Below are 19,196 nucleotides of genomic sequence, written 5' to 3'. Positions count from 1 at the left end.
TATGGATATAACGCCTTTAGTATCACCAGATAAAAAAATTATAACTTCATATGGGAACAAAGGGTTTTCAGTTAATAATATCAGGATAGATGGTAGTATTTTAATTATGCCAGATAAACTTGAAAGTTATGCACATATAGATAATATAGCTAATTTAAGTTTAGAGCATCTTGGAAGTTTAAACCAATTAACAGGAGATAATATAATATTATTAATTGGATGTGGAAATGTGCCATATACATTAGAACAGGATTTAGTTGCTCAAATTAAAAATAATTTTTTGCCGATTACTATTGATATGATGACAACTGGGGCAGCGTGTCGTACTTATAATATATTGCTTACTGAGGGTAGAAATGTTGCAGCATTTCTAATCGCTATATAGCAAAATATAATATAAATTAGGTTTTTATCTTTGACATAAGTTTTTTGATTAGAGTATTATTAGGGACAAAGAAGCCCAGTAATCATATTAGAGGGAGACTATAATGGCTTTAATAATAAAATCAAAAGGTTTTAATAATGGAGGATTAATATCTTCTAATTTTACTTGTGATGGTCAAGATATTTCTCCAGAATTAGAGTGGGAGAATGTGCCTGCTTCTACCAAATCTTTGGCGTTAATTATGGATGATCCTGATGCTCCTAGGGGCACGTGGGATCACTGGATTCTATTTAATATACCTGCGATGGTGACTAAGCTAGAATCTAATATTAAGCAATTGCCGGAAGGGACAAAAGTAGGTAAAAACAGTTGGGGTAGAAATGACTATGGAGGTCCGTGTCCTCCTGATCGTGAACATAGATATTTCTTTAAATTATATGCGCTAGATACCATGCTTAATTTGGAAAGTGGTGTTACTAAACAAGCAATAGAGCAAGAAATAGCAGAACATGTGATTGAATATGCGGAAATTATATGCCGTTATAATAGAATATCAAATAAATGATGCATTCATTTAATAATATACCTTTATTTATTACTTTTGAAGGCGGAGAAGGTGCTGGTAAGAGTACGCAGAGTAATTTATTGTACAAAGCGTTAGAAAAAAATAATAGTGAGGTTTTGCACACTAGAGAGCCAGGTGGTACAAAAAGCGCAGAAGTTATTAGAGAATTATTGACTGTGGGTCCTACGGATAAATGGCAGCCGAATACAGAGCTTTTATTACATATGGCTGCTAGGGTTGAGCATGTAGAGTTAGTAATCAAGCCTTCTTTAAAGCAAAGAAAAACAGTAATTTGTGATAGATTTCTTGATTCAACAATAGCTTATCAAGGTTATGGTCATCAGCTAGGTCAAGATATTATAATAAAGATGCACGAATTAGTACTTGGGAATTTTTATCCGGATATTACAATAATGATTAATGTCTCACCTCACGATGCGATGAAAAGAATTGCTGGTAGTATTAAAAGAAAAACCAGACCGGCCAGATATGAAAATATGGGTGAAGCATTTCATAAGCGTGTTTTGGATGGGTTTTCTAAAATTGTTGAAATGAATCCTGATAGATATATCGTAATTAATGGTAATCAAACTATTGAAAGAGTACACAAAGAAATAATTCTGTCTTTAAATAGTAAATTTAATCTAAGTTTGTTATCTGTTTTGTAATAATATATTTATAAATTGTGAATAATAAGGGTTTTATACAATTATTCTGTGGATGTTTTTGTTTTTTTATTTAAACTATATTATAAACTGTTATATTATATAGTTTTAAGATTTAACTAGGTGAGATAAATTATGCCGTATGATATACTCGTTGTAGATGATGAAGCTGACATTAGAGAATTAATTTGTGATGGCTTAAAGGATGAAGGATATAGTACTCGTGTAGCTGCTAATAGTCTTGAGGCTTTTCATAGTATTAATGAAAAAGTACCTTCAGCAATTATATTAGATATATGGTTACAAGGTAGCGAATTAGACGGCTTAGGTATTTTAGAGATTATAAAGCACAAATATCCTTATTTACCGGTTATTATGATTAGTGGTCATGGTACTATAGAAACAGCAATTACATCTATTAAGATGGGTGCATATGACTATATAGTAAAGCCGTTTACAGAAGATAAACTACATGTAGTAGTACAAAGAGCATGCGAAACTTCTAAGTTATTAAAAGAAAATTCTGAACTTAAACTAAAGGTAAGAGATAAAACAGAATTAATAGGCACATCAAGTGCAATGAATAATTTAAAAAACACTATTGAAAAAGTTGCTCCAACAGCAGGACGTATCTTGATTACTGGTCCGGCTGGGAGTGGTAAAGAACTTGTTGCGCGTATTATTCATAAAAAATCTAAAAGGTCAAATGAGCCTTTTCTTACTTTAAATTCTGCTGGTATGTCTTCCGATAAAATTCATTTAGAATTGTTTGGTGAAGAACATAAGAATAATTTATATGATGCGCCTAGGAAGGTAGGTATTTTAGAACTTGCTAACCATGGTACGTTATTTATAGATGAGGTGAGTGATTTACCTTTACCTGCGCAAAACAAAATTTTAAGATTTTTACAAGATAGTGTCATAGAGAGACCTGGTAACGCCAAACCTCTTAAACTTGATGTACGTGTGATTGCTTCTACTAGTAAAGATTTACAGGAAGAGATTAAGATTGGTAAATTCAGACAAGATTTATTTTATCGTTTGAATGTTATACCAGTAAAAATACCTTCACTAGCTGAAAGAAAGGACGATATACCTTTATTATGTGAATTTTTTATTAAAAATTTAGAAAAAACTTCAGGACTGATTCCAAGAAAATTAGGAGAAGATACAATCGCAGCAATGCAAGCATATAATTGGCCTGGTAATATTAGACAGTTGCATAACGTTTTGGAATGGCTATTAATTATGTCACAAGAAACACAATTAAAGGAGCCTATTAGAGTTGAGTTATTGCCTCCTGAAATTTTGTCTGGTGGTGTAAAAATTATACGGCCAGATGCTAGTGCGGATGTTATGTCTATGCCACTTAGAGAGGCAAGAGAGGTATTTGAACGTCAATATTTATTAGCTCAAATGAGTAGATTTAATGGTAATATATCCAGGACGTCTTCATTTGTTGGTATGGAGCGTTCTGCTTTGCATCGAAAATTAAAATCTTTAAATATTAGCACTACCAGTGCTAATAATAATTTTGAAGATGAAAAGGTTATGATGTCTAGTTGGAATAAACAGCACGAACAAGCATAAAGGTAGCTTGTTATATGCCAAAGGTTAGTTATGTAAATGGTAGATATTTAAATCACAGTGCTGCGAGTGTGCATATAGAGGATAGGGGATATCAATTTGCCGATGGTGTGTATGAAGTTATTAAGATAGATAATCGTAAGCTTTTATACAAGGATTTACATTTCTTACGACTTAAACATTCTTTGGATGTATTAAAAATACCTTTCTCTATTAGTAATATTTCCTTATCTGTTATAATTTCTGAATTAATTAGGCGTAATAAAATTAAAGATGGCATATTATATATGCAAATTACGCGAGGGGTTGCAAGACGTATTCACAGTTTTTCTCCTGATTTAATTCCATCTCTTGTAATGGTTATATATAGTGCAAGATCTCAGGAATCAATAAATTTATTAACTATCAAAGGTGTAAATATTGTAACTCAAGAAGATTTAAGGTGGAAAAGATGTGATGTGAAGTCCATCTCTCTACTTGCTAATATATTATCAAAACAATATGCAATGAATAATCAGGCATTTGAATCATGGTTATATAACGAAGAAGGATATATTACTGAAGGAAGTAGTTCAAATAGTTATATAGTAACCCATGAAGGTATAATTGTTTCCCATCCTAGTAATCGTAATATTTTGTCTGGTATTACTAGACAAATAGTTTTAAAAATTGCTAATAAATTAAATATAAAATTTGAAGAACGTCCATTTTCTATTGCTGAAGCTTTAAATGCTAAGGAGGCCTTTTTAACTAGTACTACTCTTGGTATTATACCTGTGGTTAAGATTGATGAGAAGGTGATTAATGGAGGAGTTATGGGAGATATTACCCATAATCTTTTGAAAAATTATAAAAATTATTCTTGTAATAAATTGATTTGAATCCGGGACGTTGTCGCATCAAAGCTCTCTTACTATTTGTATGCTTTACTTATCGCTCCTAGTTCCAAATACAACTTAATTTACTATAGTACCTTATTACTCAAATTACAGTCAAAAGCCTATAAAAAAGGGCTCTTCACGTCTATCTGCTAAGAAAGATGAAAATATTATAGTTTAGTCAACCAAATGTATTAAAGATTTTACATAAATTAACTTTTGTAATATAGTTATCTTGAACCAAGAATTATAATATAGTAAAAACATTTGAATTTGCATACGGCGTCATTCGTTGCTCACCTAGCAATCAGTAGGCTTTGCGCCTCATTCCTTGTATCAAACTTCAACTGTTTTTACTATAACCAATAAGATAAAAGATTATATTATAATGCGTACTCCCACAGATCATAGTTCTCATAAAAGAAATAATAGAGTAGAGAATGTTTATCAGCTCTTATCACTAATGGGTAAAGTAAGGAAGATATTTGTTGTAGATGTTCAAAGATATAGAATGAGTATCACAAACAAATTCCCTAATAGTTGGCACTATTTAGGCCTTGGACTCCATTTAGATCAGGATTATAAAGTTAAACCTATGCAAGAATATAAGCAAGTTATAAGTGATACATATGATGAGTATATAACTTTATTAAAAAATGGTCAAGATCGTTTATTTATTAAAGCATGTATTACTTTAGGTCAAATATTATCAGATAATATTCCTTTATACAATAGTTATCAAGAATTATCTCCAATAGATTGTTACCACGATAGATGGTACCTAAAAATACAAAAAGAGTTCAAAGAAGATTTCAAGGATTATCTAGCAACTGTGTATGTACAACGTGAATATGTGGTTGATCATGATGATTCCTCTTATCTTGAACAAGTATTCAAAAATGCTAGTGAAGGTATTATATGTTTTGTAGATTTAAAAGATTTCTCACCGGATTCTTTGAATGAGATTAAAGAAAAAATTTTAAACCTTGGAAGTGCAGTGTCGCATGGTGCATCTGCTACATCTTATTCCGTAACTGGCATTAGTACTTTAGGCTTGAATATAGCATCCTTTGGTTACAATATATGCCAATACATTGTATTTTCTAAGAGAGTAGAAACTATTACAGAACCAATTTATGCACAGTACAACTCTACTTTAAATCATCATGATGATTTAAATGAGTTGCCATTAATTGGTACATTCCAATATAAAGCCATAACTAAATCGTTAATTTTTGCTGTAGAGGATTCAGAAAATAACATTACTATTTTGTCTTTGGCGTTTATGCCTAATATAGATTATTATAAAATTTTTATAGATAGTGCATATAAGGCGCTATTATTTGATATATTACCAAGTAAAATTGTCGTAGGTATAGATGTAAAAAGTAGTATATCACTTTTTATGGGATCTGTTATGGGATATATTATGGGAGATTTAACAAGAGAATCTGAAAATGAGTATATTCAATTAATCAGATACCCTAGTGTAGCCCTAGGGGGAATAATTAAATATATGATTATTAATATAAGAGATACTATAGGTATAGCAGAAATTATTTGGGTGTTATAATAATATAGGTTATGAATTAATGATAGATGCTGAGCTTAATTATAGTACCTATACTCTGTTTGCTGCGCTTCTTGAAGGAAGTGAGCCACTATTTCATACTTTTTTTGTACCTACCACTGAATTACGCAAAAATATTTTGATAAATGTTGGGATCTCTTTAATTGCCACTGTAAATTCATATTTTATATATGATAAGGAGATACAGCCAATTTTAAATGATATCGTCAATGCGTTTTCTAAGACATTAGAGATTATTGTAGAACCAATTAATGCTCAGTACAACTATATTTTTAATTATCATAATGACTTAAGTGAGTTGCCATTAATTGGTACGGCATCGTCAAGTTAACTAAAAAAGTTAGAAAGAAAGCCATGATTTTAGGCAACAAGAAGTTTTTGCGTCGCATAATACAATTATTCCTTCACTCTTTGTTCCTTTAGTCAAAATACTATACTTAGAAAAAGATTTATAATTGAGTGTAGTAGTTTCTATTAAAACTTCACACAAGCTTGGTAATTATTCAGAATTTTTTTAAACAATACAAAAGCTTCTTGAATGGGAAGGGGATCATATATACTATCTTCTGCAGTAATAAAATTTTTTTCAAACTTTGCCTTTGCAGCTAATTTACCATATTGATTAATATATTTTTTATACTGATACCAGTGAGAGGATTCCATTCCTCTTGTTTCTGGTAGATTTTTTTTGCTTGCGCTTATCAAAGCATTCATACCATTCTGAAATTTCTTATTAGTTTGCTCAACTGAACGCATTGTGTATTCAACCATGTGAAGGCCTTTCGTATTTCCACCTATATAATTAAAACTATCTTTAAACTTATGAGGTATTTTAGTATCTAGAGCATGATTACCTTGAGTGATTATTAAATTATTTCTACCTGTTCTTAAAGCAATTTTATAGTTAATGTGTGAGTACTCTGTTTCTAAAAGAGTTAAATTTTTGGTACGAAATGGTATTTTTTCATAGAAAGGTATTGTGTCTGGATAGTTATAATAATTTTTATTTGCAAAATACCGTGTTCTTAAAACAGTCAGAGCATCATATTTATCTGGAATTTGGCTTAAAATCTGACTTAACTTAGACTGCGGTACCCAGAATTCATCAGCATCAATAGGAAAAACCCATTTAACAGATGGCCACAGCTGAGTTATATAATAGTAAGCTCCTGTAATAATACGAGTTTGTATATGTTCAACTATTGGATCATCGATAATCAATACAGTTGCTATATCTTTAGTTAAACGAGCAAACTTATTGATATGTTCTCTAGTTCCGTCTGAAGATTGATTATCAATTATTATGAATTTTCTAAACCCTATACAGAAATGCCATACCAAATTTTCCATAATTATATCAATTTCATCTTTAACCATAAGGACTAATGCAATGTCTTCGATACCTTCAGGTGTAAATACAGGCGCTAATACTTTATCTACAGCAACATTGACATTTTGTTGATTGGCAAATTTTTGTGAATGTACAAATTCATAAAGTAAATAAAAAAATATACTAAAGCTTATATAAATAATGCTGAGTATAGTAATTATGAATTTTTTACTTCTGATCATATAAAGTTTTATTGTGTTATAATCCTATATAGTAAATTGATTTGAATTAGGAATATTGTTACTCTTCGCGCTCCTATTATTTCTAGGTTTTGCTTATCGTTCTTCGTCCCCAATACAATTTAATTTACTATAATATTACTAAAATAAAACTTATTCTTTAAATATTGTTTAAAATTATTAAATAAAAACTATATAAAGTGCTTAAGCTATAAAATTAATTATTACCTAATTTAAATTCTGATTTTGGGTATCCAATAATAAGTGCTGTGTCTAGAATATTTAGCTGTACGGCGGGTGTAATAGTAATACGGCCACCTTTCACTTCAGAAATTATACCTACTAATATTCCAGGAGGAAAAAATTCTCCATCATCTGAAGTGACAACAATTTCTCCAACTGAAATATTACTATTGTCTGTGGTATATAGTAGGGATAAATGGTCAGTATTTGTACCTTTAGCAATTCCACGTTCCCTAGAGTTTATGGTTATAACTGGTACACGAGAATGAAGATCAGTAATTAAGAGCACCCGAGATGTTTTATGGGCTACATCTTGTACTCTTCCAACTAATCCGTCATTATTAATCACAATTTGTCCTTTGTATATACCACAATCTTTTCCTGCAGTAATCAAAATAGATTTAATATAAGGTGTATTAAAGTTATTAATAACTCTGGTAGTTGTATAAGTATAATCTAAATTATGGACAAAATTTAGTAATTTATGTAATTGTTGATTTTCAATTTTTAATTGTAGGGCTATATTATATTGTTGTTTCAATAAATAATTCTCTTGTTTTAATCTAATATTTTCATGTTTTAAATTAGGAAGCTCTTTTAATGATTTCATAGCAGTTTTTAAGCTGTATAATTCTTCATATATAATTTGGATGGGTGGAGAAATAAAATCTAATACCGTAGTTTTGAATGTTAATAAAGTATGATGTTTTTTAATATCTAAAATAATAAATATTACAACTATTAATATACACAAAGCTAGTATTACGCTATGGTAAAAGCTTTTAATTAAAGCAGTTAAACGAAAAAACCAAAAATTTTTGTTACGATCTATTATATTCATTCATTAATAATGAAGCAACTAGTCTTGTTTAAACAAAACATGCTGGAATTTTTTAAAATTCTCTAATACCTTACCGCTGCCACGTGCTACACATGACAAAGCATCTTCTGCAACGAAAACAGGAAGTTTAGTAGCTTCACGTAGTACTACATCTAATCCACTTAATAAAGATCCTCCTCCGGTCATGACAATACCTTTATCTACTATATCAGAAGCTAATTCAGGAGGTGTACGTTCTAAAGTAATCTTCATAGTTTCAACGATTTGACTTACAGGTTCTTGTAGACTTTCAGCAATTTGTGCTTCACTAATTACAGTTTCCTTAGGTACACCACGGATTAAATCTCTACCTTTAATTTCCATAAGTCTACCTTTGTTGTCTTCAGGCATACAAGCACTACCTACTTGTTTCTTAATTTTTTCTGCTGTAGATTCACCTATTAATAAATTATGCGTTCTGCGTATATAAGAAATGATAGCTTCATCCATTTTATCACCGCCAACTCTAACAGAGTGAGCATGTACTATACCACCTAGTGATAAAACAGCTACTTCAGTTGTGCCCCCACCTATATCAACAATCATTGAACCTGTAGGTTCAGTCACTGGTAAATCAGCTCCTATAGCTGCAGCCATTGGTTCTTCTATTAAAAACACTTCTCTAGCTCCAGCACTTTCTGCAGCTTCTTGGATAGCTCTTCTTTCTACAGGTGTAGAACCATACGGTACACATACAATAATTAATGGTCCAGTAAATCCTCTTCTATTATGTACAGTGCGTATAAAATGCTTAATCATTTCTTCGGCACCTCTAAAATCAGCAATAACACCATCTTTTAAAGGGCGTTTAGCATCAATTTCTGCGGGAGTACGCCCTAACATCATTTTTGCTTCATGACCAAAGGCATAAGGCCTCACTCTACCATTCTCAGTTAGTAATGCTACTACAGATGGCTCATTTAATACTATATCACGGCTTTTGACATATACAAGAGTATTAGCTGTACCTAAATCAATTGCCATATCACATGAAAATAAACCTAATAATTGGGAAAACATACTATATACCAAAAAAATAATTACCATTATATTTTGTACAAAGAAATTACAATTTCTGCAAGAGGTATTTTAGTAAAAGCAATAATTAGTTATCGATTTTTATATAAATGATAAGTAAAATGCTTGTATATCTTGACAAATATCTAAATCAAACCATAGTTATATATTAAAAAGTAACAATTGGTATATTTCAAGATGAGCTTAGATAAAAATTTAACCTATATGGTTAAGCAAAATATCAAAAATATAACTATAATAGTAGCTTTATCTGTATTAATAATATTTTTGTTATATTGGTTCTTCATAGGTCAACATTATGAATCAACAGATGATGCTTATTTAAAATCAGATATTACCATTGTTAAGCCAAAAGTAACTGGTTATATAAAAGATTTGTTTATACAAGATAACCAAGTGATACAAAAAGGTGATGTTATTGCCCGTATTGATGATTGTGATTATCAAGAGAAGGTAAAACAAGCTGAATCTAATCTTGAATTAGCAGCATATTCTATACAAAAACTTGAAAAACAGTTTAAAATTCAAGAAGAACGTATTAACGAAGCAAAGGGTAAATTAGATTATGCTTCATCTGTGTTAGAAAGGGCTAATAAAGATTACGCACGTGCAAAAAATTTAATTAAAGAGGGAGCTATTTCACATCAATCTTATGATCGTAATATTGAAAGTCAGAAAAACTCTCAAGCAGAATATAATAGTGCAAATGCTAATTTTCTTGCTGTGAAGGAACAATTAGAAATACTTGAAGCAGAATATTTAAGTTTACAAGCTAAGAAAAAATACTCTGAAGCAGAATTATCTTTAAGTAAAATTGACTTAGAAAATACGGAGATTAAGGCTCAAAATTCAGGTGTTATTACTAAAAATGCCCTGCAGATAGGTCAATTGGCCCAGCCTGGTATAGCATTAGCTTATTTAGTACATAGTGGCAAGGTATGGGTGGAAGCTAACTTTAAAGAAACTCAGATAGAGCGTATAAAAAATGGACAAAAAGTCATCATTAAAATTGACAGTTTGCAAGGTAAGAAATTTAAAGGTAGGGTAGAAAGTATGTTTCCTGCTACCGGTGCTGAATTTAGTATTTTTCCTCCAGAGAATGCTACAGGAAATTTTACTAAAATAGTTCAACGTATACCTATAAAAATAATGTTTGACGAAAATCAGGATTTATCCAAGTTAAAGCCAGGAATGTCTAGTGTTATTTCTGTATATTTAAAGTAATTAATATGTCAAGTAGTTCATCATATCGTGTATTAACTGTAAACGAATGGATAGGATTCATTGGTTTAATAGTTGGGATGTTTATGGCAGTGTTGGATATCCAAATTGTAGCTAGTTCTTTATCAGAAATACAAGCTGGTTTATCTGCAACTCAAGATGAAATTAGTTGGATTCAAACTTCATATCTCATTGCTGAAGTTATTATTATACCTATCTCGGGTTGGCTCACCCATATTTTTTCAACAAGAATAGTATTTTTTGTTTCATGCTTAGGTTTCACAATTATGAGTGTGGCATGTGCATTAAGCTGGAATTTGGAATCAATGGTGATATTTCGTGCTTTTCAAGGGTTATTTGGTGGAAGTATGATACCAACAGTTTTCTCTACTATATATATTTTATTTCCTCCTAAACAACAGCCGATGATTTCAGTGATAGTAGGAGTTGTAGTGACTGTGGCTCCTATTTCTGGGCCTGTTATAGGTGGGTATTTAACGGAATATATATCCTGGCACTATCTATTTTTGTTAAATATTATACCTGGAATTATGGTGTGTATTTCTACCTGGTTCTTAGTAAATGTTGATTCTCCTAATATTTCTTTATTAAAACAAATGGATGTGCTTGGAATTGTATTAATAGCTATAAGTCTTGCAAGTTTGCAATTTATTTTGGAAGAAGGACCCCGCAAAGAGTGGTTTGATAATAAACTCATTATTGTTTTTACTGTAATAACAATTATAACTTTTATTCTATTAATTTATAGAATATTGACTACGCCAAATTCTGTTATTAGTTTTAAACCTTTTAAAAATAGTAATTTTTGTGCTGGTTGTATATTTAGTTTTGTGATTGGATGGGGTTTATATAGTGTTATATTTCTTATACCTATTTATTTAGCTACAGTACATAATCTTAATAGCTTACAAATTGGCCAATATTTAATGATTACAGGTATATTTCAGTTGTTATCTGCTCCAGTTGCAGGCATGTTGTCAAAAAAAATGGATTTAAGGTTAATGTTAATAATGGGACTAGTGTTATTTGGTACAGTATGTATGATTAATACTAATATTACTTCTGAGTCAGGCTTTATGGATCTTTTTTGGCCTCAGGCAATTAGAGGCTTCTCATTAATGTTTTGTTTTTTACCTATTACCACTATCTCCCTAGGTACTCTTGCTAAGAGTGAAGTAAAAAATGCAAGCGGTTTATATAATTTAATGCGCAATCTAGGAGGGGCTATTGGCCTAGCGTTAAATAATACATTGTTACAAAATTGGCAAAAGAAAAATTTTCTGACATTACGTTCGCAAGTAACAGAAACTAGTTATGAAGCGCAATATACACTTTCATTATTGAAGCAAAAATTTAATAGTTTTAATTATTTTAATCCTGACTTAGCAGCATTAAAGCAGCTTTATAGTTTAGCCTTATTAGAATCATTTGTTATGAGTATTAATCAAGTCTTTTTTTCTATCGCAGGTTTATTTTTTATTAGTATACTCGTTATGGTATGTGTCAAAAAAGTTGATCCTAATAACCAGGCTACAGAGCTTAGCCATTAAGAATGATACTATTTACCATTAAAATTGTACGAGTGATGAGGCCGATAGAGCGTTACTTTATAGTTTTTTTTAAATATGTGTGTTGCCACTCGCTCTTCATGTCTATTCTAATCCAAATTAATTTACTATATAGATTTGATTCGGGATGCGGTTAGCTCAAAGCTCTCCTACTATTTATAGGCTTTGATCTATCTGCCTAGTCCCAAATACAACTTAATTTCTATAGTAAATATTCTTATTTTTCATTAACACGGAATAAGAATTTACCAATCAGAATATCATCAAATTTTTTGGCTACAGGTTTAAATTCGTGCTTTTCTAAAGAAGCTATAAGCTCATCCCATGCCAATGACATAGGGTAGGTCATCTGAGCAGAACCTATATGTTGCCATTCTTCCTTCTGATTTTTTTTAAAAATATTCCCAGAATATTGGCTAATTAATACATATTCGTTTAGATTATCATGATCTAAATCTAATGAAATTACCACGCAACTTGAGGAATCGTTACAGTTATTTATATATGTACTATTCTGTAAAAATAACAGAAAATTATTGTCTAGTGCGCCGCTTGGAAATAGCTTTAATTTTTTTTCTAAGTCTTCTAAGGTAACTGAGGGTTGATTACTATGCTTCCAGTAAGGGGATTGATCGCGCAGCACCATTTCTGCTTTTTTCCTTATAGCACCCGCTTCCTTATGTTTAGAATCTTCTAACACCTCTAATTCTTTTAATTTATTTATTCCAATTTTACCTAAATCATATTTAAAGTAATAATAATCAAAAAGTTCATATGATATATTATTCTCTAAGAGTCTTGTAATTTGAGAATTAGCAGCAATTTTTGTAGGACTTAAAAAAGGAGTGTTAGTTAAAATAAGAATAATTATTGTAAGAATAGATACAAAAATATTAACTTTACCTAATTTATCAAGCCATTTCGCGTTATTAAAAATGCAAGAATATGTATATCCTAACGATTCGATAGTAATAATAAAAATTAATATACCTCCCCATATTCTATCACTAGACCAACCATATTGCTCAACTCTAAGATATAGAGCATAAATACATATAGCTGAATATATAGGTAAGGTAAAAATAGCTATCTTGATTAAAGCTAGGATAGTTTTACCAAAAGGCGCATCATTTTCACCATCTTGATAAGCAGCGTTTAATAGTATAATCGTCCATATAATAAGAGATAATATTAAAGTAGTAGCAGAATGAGTATTCCATAAAGGTTGTAAGCCTGTAAACGGTAAAAATAATATAAAAAGGACTAATATTACTGCGTTAATAGGTAATAACCATTTTAGTAAAGTTAAAATTTGTTTTCGCAAAAAAACTATCATAGTTTCATCGCTGTGTAATATACAGACGGCGATAGAAAATGTAGTACTACTTACAACATATTTAAACCATTTTTTAGATACAAGTTTGGTAAAGAAATTAATATCTATTATATTAAATAGCGCTGCACATAAAATCAATAATATCCATACCAATAATACAAATATAGAGGCTTCTAATAGTAAAATAAAATTTTTCCATGAATAATAATATAAGTTTTTATATAGAGAAGATTTATTTGAATTACTTAAATATGCTTGTAAAAAAGGTAAGGAAATAAACCAAGCTATAGTAATAGTTAGAGAGAAAATACATGTTAAGCTTGAAAATTTTTCTAAAGTAATATTACCCGTATAAATACCAGTTAATGTTATAATAATAGCTGAGCTAAGAATAAAGCACCAAAAGATTTTTGAACCAAAATTTGTAAAAACTAATTGAAATGTAAGAGGTAATAATAAGGTAGTTAAATATATAGGAAGCCAAATATGAATGTTATTATCATGGAAGATATGGTTTTGTAATAAAATATGTAATAAATATAATAGAATACCTTGTGAAAATCCTAAAAGGATGATGGTATAATTTTTTTGATTTATACTTAAAGATTTGTGTTGATTCATATATATACTATTAAAATTAGTCTAAAGTATAATATTAAAATTTTTTTAACATATCAAGATAATATGTAATTTAATTATTTGTTCCTGAGTGTTCATGATCATAAAAGATTTCTTTTTTACCACAAAATTCACACTTAATTTCTATGTAATCATCTATTTTAAAGGAATCTAATTCTTCATACGGTATAGTGTTAAAAATACTTTGTGCTTTTTCTCGTGAGCAACGACATTCAAATATAAAATTTTGTTCTGGAAATAGTAATACTTCATGTTGATTATATAATCTATAAAGTAAATCTTCTTTAGGTAGAATAGGATCTATGAGTTCGTCAATTTTAACAGTCTCGGTCAGTATTTTGATTTCTTCCCATAAATTGTCTAATGCGAATATTTGATTTTGTTCAGAAGGCAATTTTTGTATTATGATACCGCCACCGCACCACTGCATACCTGTTTTTAGGTAGTTTTGCCCAGTAGATACTACCAAAGAGGTATCTATCTGTTCTGATTGTAAAAAATAATTTTCTATACATGCGGTAATAGTTTCTAATTGTAAATCTACAATTCCTTGATATCTATTTGGTAAGTTATGATTTAATGTAATTGCAAGATATCCATTGGTGAATAACTCCGACAATCTAGGGTTTGTTTCATTTTCTATAAGTTTTTTGTAGGAATGAGGATCATACCCAACATAACCTCTAATTTTATTTTGATTAAAACAATCCACTGTGAGTAAACTAATAGGACCATCTGACTTTATTTGTAATGTAGTAGTATTTTGTTCAGATTTATTATTTATACTAGCCAGTATGACGGTTATTATGGTTGCTTCTGCAAGTAAATGTGAAATTAATGGAGGATAATTGTGTTGTTTTATTATCTGATCAACAACGCTATTAACACGGCATATCCTGCCACGTATAGGTGTATTTTTGAATAAAAAAGGTAAAATGGTACTCATATTTTTATGTTTTATAGTTAGATATTTATTTAATTCGTTCTATATCAGCTCCACAAGCTACTAATTTTTCTTCTATTCTTTCATAACCCCTATCTATATGATAAACACGACTGATTTGAGTGTTACCTTTTGCTGCAAGTGCAGCGAGTACTAAAGATACCGAAGCACGTAGATCTGTTGCCATAACTGGTGCGCCTTTAAGCTGATTTATTCCTTTTACCATAGCAACACTGCCATTTACAGTGATATCAGCACCCATTCTCATTAATTCTGAGGCATGCATAAAGCGGTTTTCAAATATATTTTCAGAAATAAGAGAAGATCCACGAGCAATAGACATTAACGCCATAAATTGCGCTTGCATGTCGGTTGGAAAACCTGGATAGGGCTGAGTATGAATATCAGTAGAGTATATATGATCTTCAGATCTTTTTACTAACATACCGGTATCAGTTATGGCGGTACTTACACCTGCATGTTCCAATTTTTGTATTATATTATCAATTAATTCCTGATTAATATTAGTTAAATTAATTTCTCCACCAGTGATAGCTGCAGCAATTGCATAAGTACCAGCTTCAATACGATCAGGAATAACTGTATGATGGGTGCCGTGTAATTGCTTTACCCCTTCAATGGTAATAGTGTCTGTTCCAACCCCTTCTACTTGAGCTCCCATTGCTTTTAAACATACAGCTAAATCGCATATCTCAGGTTCTTTTGCAACATTTGTAATAGTAGTATATCCTTCTGCTAAAGTTGCTGCCATCATTATATTAGCTGTGGCACCAACTGATACCTTATCAAAGCGAATATTAGCACCTTTTAGTTTAGATTTGGTATGTGCTATTATATAACCATCTTTTAATTCAATAGATGCCCCTAGTTTTTCTAGAGCAGATATGTGTAGATCTATAGGACGATTTCCTATAGCACATCCTCCAGGTAAAGATACGCAAGCTTGCCCAAAACGTGCAAGTAAAGGACCAAGTACCCATACGGAAGCTCTCATTTTACGTACTATATCATAGGGAGCTGTATAATTATTAACATTTGCAGCATTAAGTTGTAATACTCTACCATTTTGATAAGTAAAAGAAGCAATCCCATCTACCGTTAAGGAGACCCCATGGTTAGTTAGAAGATGAGACATAGTAGTTATATCTGCAAGTAAGGGAATATTAGAGAGAATTAAAGTATCAGCTGTAAGTAAAGATGCAGCCATAATAGGCAATGCAGCATTTTTAGATCCAGAGATTGCAATTGTGCCTTTTAAAGGTTTACCACCCTTAATAAAAATTTTATCCATATTGTTTATTCTTCATTTTGAGATATATAATGAAGGCTAGCTTTTAAATAAGCATAGCCTGTAAAAATAGTCAAAGCGGCTGCAAGCCATAAAGTAATTTTGCCAGCTAAGTCAACATATTCTAGTGAGCTTCCTTCATTTCCAAGTAACAATAAGAAAATAGCTGTCATTTGTAAAGTAGTTTTAAATTTAGATAATTCACTTACTGGCATACTAACGCGTAATTCTGCTAAAAATTCTCTTAATCCTGATACCAGTATTTCGCGGCAAATAATAGCAAGTGCAGGCATTATATCCGCGCGATCAAAATGTACCAGCATTAATATTACAGATCCTACTATTAATTTATCAGCTATGGGATCAAGAAATCTTCCAAGAGCAGATTGTATTGACCAAGCACGCGCTAAATAGCCATCAAAGAAATCTGTTATACAGGCAAATAAAAACAGCGTTGCTGATATACGGTGTGCCAACGCTCCATTGTTTAAGTAAAAACTTAGTACAATAATGGGTATAATTATGATACGGGAGGCAGTTAGAATATTGGGTACGCGTTTCCATAAAGGTCTTAAAGGCATATTTACCATACATATTACAAGTAAATTATAAAGTTTTTTTTATACTTTATTATTTATTTGCCTTCATGTAAATAGGTGTGAATAACTTTAGCTATCTTTTTACCAATAAATTTTACTTCTGCTAAATCTCTAAAACTTGCTTCTGTTATTGCTTTTATAGAACCAAAATGGCTAAGTAATATTTGTTTCCTCACTTTTCCTATATCAGGTATGTTATCTAAAGAGGAATGGGTTAAAGCTTTACTCCTTTTAGCTCGATGGGTAGTTATTGCAAATCTATGTGCTTCATCCCTGATGATTTGTAAATATTTCATTACTTCAGTATTTTTATCCAAGGTAAAAGGTGGTTTACTTGGAGTAAAAAATTGTTCTTTTCCTGCATTGCGGTCAATTCCTTTAGCAATACATGCTACATTTAAATGATGAGATAAGTTTAGGTCTCTAAGTACTTGCATTACAATTTTTAAATGTCCGGCTCCTCCATCAATTAACAGAAAATCTGGCCATTCTGATGCAGTGTATTGTGGAAATTTCTTTTTGAGATTCATCAGCCTGCGGGTAAGTACTTCTTTTAACATCATATAATCATCGCTATCTGTTGTAGATTTTATATTAAATTTTCGATAAGCACTTTTATCAAAGCCAAAATCTTTAATTACTACCATAACTCCTACAGCAAAACTTCCCATGATATGGCTGTTATCATATACCTCTATACGTTTTGGTATAGTAGGTAATTTAAATAATTTTTGTATTTCAGTTGCAAATTGATGCTGCGTTGTGAAGGCTCTAAGTCTTTGAGTTAAAGCTTCTTGAGCGTTATATTCTGCAAAAATTTTGGCATTAAGTTGATCTTTTTTAAGACGATCAATAATTTTAACTTTATTTTTAGCTATGGTAGTTAAAGCATTTTGCAATAAAGCTCTATCTAGAAGTGCTTCGTTGACAATAATTTCTTTTGGAGGAGTATGGAGTTGATAAAACTGTTCTATAAAAGAGCCTAATATTTCACCTAGAGGTTGGAGTAGGTTGTTTTTAAGAAAATAATTTTTATTACCGTAGTTATGACCATTTCTCAAGAAAAATACTGAAACGCATATTTCATCTAGTTTTTGATAAATAGCGATAATATCTGTATCTTCTTTTATTGATTTAAAATTACTATTTTTAGCTACTATTGTTTTAAGTGAATTTAAACGATCTCTATAGAGGGCAGCGAGTTCGTAGTGCATATTGTTGCTTGCTTTCTGCATTAATTGCTGCAGCTTTTGCTGTAGTTTTTCTGCTTTACCTGAGAGAAAATCATATACTTCGTGAACTGAAGCAAGATAATCTTCCTCTGATATTTTACCTACGCAAGGTGCTGAACATCTTTTAGTTTGGTAAAGTAAGCAAGGACGGAGGCGCGTTGCAAAATAATTATCTGAACAGGTTCTAAGTAAAAAGAGTTTTTGTATAGTAGCAATAGTGTTTTTTACATCTTGAACTGAAGCAAAAGGTCCAAAATACCTACCTTTAACTGTCTTTTCACCTCTATATTTTATAATGGGACTAAAAGGATGATCGGTACGAATCAAAATGTAAGGATAAGTTTTGTCATCACGCAAGAGAATATTATAACGTGGTTTTAGATTCTTAATTAAGTCAGCTTCGAGCAACAATGCCTCTTCTTCTGAAGAGGTTTGTACGGTTTCTATGGTATTAATTTGGGATACCATAGTTTGTAATCTATTATTTAAATTGGCTATTTTAGTATAGCTGCTTAGCCTTTTCTGTAGGTTTTTTGCTTTCCCTATATATAATAATGCACCATGTTTATCTATCATCTTATATATTCCAGATGTTTCTGGCGCATTGATAGCATGATATTTGAGTATATTTATAGATGAGTTAAGATTATCTATTTCTATCACAATATTATATAATACTTTATCCTTGATAATAATTTTTATAGCTTAAGCAATTTAAGTATTGCTTCATTATTTACGTATTATAGTAAAAGCATTTGAATTTGAGTACGGCGTCGCTCAATGTTCACCTAGCAATTAATCCTACTCTCGGACAAAAAATGTAAGTAATGAGCAAGAAATGATGTCATACCTACGAAAGCAGGTATCTCATGAGTCTGAAACATTACTAGATTACCTCTTTCGCGTTCATAACAAAAAAGAGTATAT

17 protein-coding genes are annotated in these 19,196 nt (G+C 30.8%); 9 read left to right on the top strand and 8 right to left on the bottom strand.

The window, feature by feature from the left end:
* Position 1 precedes the first annotated feature (1 nt).
* The 7 genes from NOVO_00820 (at position 2) to NOVO_00790 (ending at position 6,002) form a co-directional block, all read left to right on the top strand.
* Complete coding sequence (locus NOVO_00820; GenBank protein ID AIL64574.1) at positions 2-385, top strand: hypothetical protein; 384 nt, start codon at positions 2-4, stop codon at positions 383-385.
* A 103-nt stretch (positions 386-488) separates the two neighbouring features.
* Positions 489-950, top strand: a complete 462-nt coding sequence (locus tag NOVO_00815; GenBank protein ID AIL64573.1) for a Phosphatidylethanolamine-binding protein — start codon at positions 489-491, stop codon at positions 948-950.
* Positions 947-1,618, top strand: a complete 672-nt coding sequence (gene tmk / locus NOVO_00810) for a Thymidylate kinase (GenBank protein ID AIL64572.1) — start codon at positions 947-949, stop codon at positions 1,616-1,618. Before NOVO_00815 ends, tmk begins: the two co-directional genes overlap by 4 nt.
* Before the next feature lie 132 nt (positions 1,619-1,750).
* Positions 1,751-3,205, top strand: a complete 1,455-nt coding sequence (glnG, locus tag NOVO_00805; protein AIL64571.1) for a Nitrogen regulation protein NR(I) — start codon at positions 1,751-1,753, stop codon at positions 3,203-3,205.
* Positions 3,206-3,219: 14 nt separating this feature from the next.
* Complete coding sequence (gene dat, locus NOVO_00800) at positions 3,220-4,083, top strand: D-alanine aminotransferase (GenBank protein AIL64570.1); 864 nt, start codon at positions 3,220-3,222, stop codon at positions 4,081-4,083.
* 385 nt (positions 4,084-4,468) lie between these two features.
* Complete coding sequence (locus NOVO_00795) at positions 4,469-5,653, top strand: hypothetical protein (protein ID AIL64569.1); 1,185 nt, start codon at positions 4,469-4,471, stop codon at positions 5,651-5,653.
* A gap of 19 nt (positions 5,654-5,672) precedes the next feature.
* On the top strand, positions 5,673-6,002 hold the full coding sequence (locus NOVO_00790) for a hypothetical protein (protein ID AIL64568.1): 330 nt from the start codon (positions 5,673-5,675) through the stop codon (positions 6,000-6,002).
* Positions 6,003-6,145: 143 nt separating this feature from the next.
* Here NOVO_00790 and NOVO_00785 read toward each other — a convergent pair whose 3' ends face one another.
* The 3 genes from NOVO_00785 to mreB form a co-directional block, all read right to left on the bottom strand.
* The gene (locus NOVO_00785) at positions 6,146-7,243 is read right to left on the bottom strand and encodes a hypothetical protein (protein AIL64567.1); all 1,098 of its coding nucleotides are present in this window, start codon (positions 7,241-7,243) and stop codon (positions 6,146-6,148) included.
* Between the two features lie 214 nt (positions 7,244-7,457).
* Positions 7,458-8,324, bottom strand: coding sequence for a Rod shape-determining protein MreC (locus NOVO_00780; protein ID AIL64566.1), 867 nt, complete (start codon positions 8,322-8,324; stop codon positions 7,458-7,460).
* 18 nt (positions 8,325-8,342) lie between these two features.
* Positions 8,343-9,383 carry a Rod shape-determining protein MreB gene (gene mreB / locus NOVO_00775; protein AIL64565.1) on the bottom strand — a complete coding sequence of 347 codons (1,041 nt, stop codon included), beginning with the start codon at positions 9,381-9,383 and terminating at the stop codon, positions 8,343-8,345.
* A gap of 195 nt (positions 9,384-9,578) precedes the next feature.
* Here mreB and yibH point away from each other — a divergent pair, with 195 nt between their 5' ends.
* Positions 9,579-10,625 carry a Multidrug export protein EmrA gene (gene yibH, locus NOVO_00770; protein ID AIL64564.1) on the top strand — a complete coding sequence of 349 codons (1,047 nt, stop codon included), beginning with the start codon at positions 9,579-9,581 and terminating at the stop codon, positions 10,623-10,625.
* Between the two features lie 5 nt (positions 10,626-10,630).
* Complete coding sequence (gene emrB_1, locus NOVO_00765; GenBank protein ID AIL64563.1) at positions 10,631-12,193, top strand: Multidrug export protein EmrB; 1,563 nt, start codon at positions 10,631-10,633, stop codon at positions 12,191-12,193.
* 235 nt (positions 12,194-12,428) lie between these two features.
* On the opposite strand, the gene NOVO_00760 is transcribed toward emrB_1, so the two are convergent.
* The 5 genes from NOVO_00760 to uvrC form a co-directional block, all read right to left on the bottom strand.
* On the bottom strand, positions 12,429-14,168 hold the full coding sequence (locus tag NOVO_00760; protein ID AIL64562.1) for a hypothetical protein: 1,740 nt from the start codon (positions 14,166-14,168) through the stop codon (positions 12,429-12,431).
* Positions 14,169-14,238: 70 nt separating this feature from the next.
* Positions 14,239-15,132, bottom strand: a complete 894-nt coding sequence (hslO, locus tag NOVO_00755) for a 33 kDa chaperonin (protein ID AIL64561.1) — start codon at positions 15,130-15,132, stop codon at positions 14,239-14,241.
* Positions 15,133-15,157: 25 nt separating this feature from the next.
* A complete protein-coding gene (gene murA / locus NOVO_00750; GenBank protein AIL64560.1) occupies positions 15,158-16,441 on the bottom strand; it encodes a UDP-N-acetylglucosamine 1-carboxyvinyltransferase in 1,284 nt (427 codons plus the stop codon).
* Between the two features lie 5 nt (positions 16,442-16,446).
* Positions 16,447-17,028: a CDP-diacylglycerol--glycerol-3-phosphate 3-phosphatidyltransferase gene (gene pgsA / locus NOVO_00745; protein ID AIL64559.1), complete on the bottom strand. Its 582-nt coding sequence runs from the start codon at positions 17,026-17,028 to the stop codon at positions 16,447-16,449.
* A gap of 44 nt (positions 17,029-17,072) precedes the next feature.
* On the bottom strand, positions 17,073-18,932 hold the full coding sequence (gene uvrC, locus NOVO_00740) for an Excinuclease ABC subunit C (protein ID AIL64558.1): 1,860 nt from the start codon (positions 18,930-18,932) through the stop codon (positions 17,073-17,075).
* Between the last annotated feature and the right edge of the window lie 264 nt (positions 18,933-19,196).

The organism is Rickettsiales bacterium Ac37b, assembly GCA_000746585.2.
In the GTDB taxonomy this organism is placed as follows: domain Bacteria; phylum Pseudomonadota; class Alphaproteobacteria; order Rickettsiales; family Arcanibacteraceae; genus Ac37b.
Note: the sequence above shows the minus strand (reverse complement) of the source record. Positions and strands in the feature narration are given on the sequence as shown.